The following is a 696-nucleotide window of genomic DNA, read 5'->3' as shown; positions in this document are numbered from 1 at the left end:
AGCTGCATCACTACGAAGACCCGCGCGCGGCGTCGATCGAAGCCCTGAAGATCGTTCAGAAAGAACGCGGCTGGGTGCCGGATGGCGCCTTGTACGCAATCGGCGAGATCCTCGGCATCCCGGCCAGCGACGTTGAAGGTGTGGCGACGTTCTATAGCCAGATCTTCCGTCAACCGGTCGGCCGTCACATCATTCGCGTCTGCGACAGCATGGTCTGCTATATCGGCGGCCACGAGTCGGTGGTCAGCGAAATCCAGAACAATCTGGGCATCGGCCTGGGTCAGACCACCACCGACGGTCGGTTCACCCTGCTGCCTGTCTGCTGCCTCGGCAACTGCGACAAGGCTCCGGCGCTGATGATCGACGACGACACCTTTGGTGATGTGCAGCCTGCTGGCGTTGCCAAACTGCTCGAGGGCTACGTATGACCCTGACATCTTTCGGCCCGGCCAACCGCATCAAGCGTTCGGCCGAGACACACCCGCTGACCTGGCGTCTGCGTGACGACGGCGAAGCCGTGTGGCTCGACGAATACCAGGCCAAGAACGGTTACGCCGCAGCGCGCAAAGCCTTCGCCGACATGGCCCAGGACGACATCGTCCAGACCGTGAAAGACGCAGGCCTCAAAGGTCGCGGCGGTGCAGGCTTCCCCACGGGTGTGAAGTGGGGCCTGATGCCCAAAGACGAATCCATCAA

Annotated in this window: 1 protein-coding gene and 1 pseudogene; both read left to right on the top strand. The window is 62.2% G+C overall.

The window, feature by feature from the left end; translation table 11 throughout:
* Positions 1-428 (top strand): NADH-quinone oxidoreductase subunit NuoE (gene nuoE, locus ACIOVB_RS27615; RefSeq protein WP_401272286.1); only part of this gene is annotated, 428 nt, incomplete at its 5' end.
* Positions 425-696, top strand: a pseudogene (locus tag ACIOVB_RS27610) (NADH-quinone oxidoreductase subunit F); the annotation flags it as partial. The gene nuoE and the pseudogene ACIOVB_RS27610, both read left to right, overlap by 4 nt.

Origin of the sequence: Pseudomonas sp. NPDC087639, from assembly GCF_044743385.1 — a bacterium.
Taxonomy (GTDB): domain Bacteria; phylum Pseudomonadota; class Gammaproteobacteria; order Pseudomonadales; family Pseudomonadaceae; genus Aquipseudomonas.
This window is presented reverse-complemented; position numbering and strand designations above follow the sequence as displayed.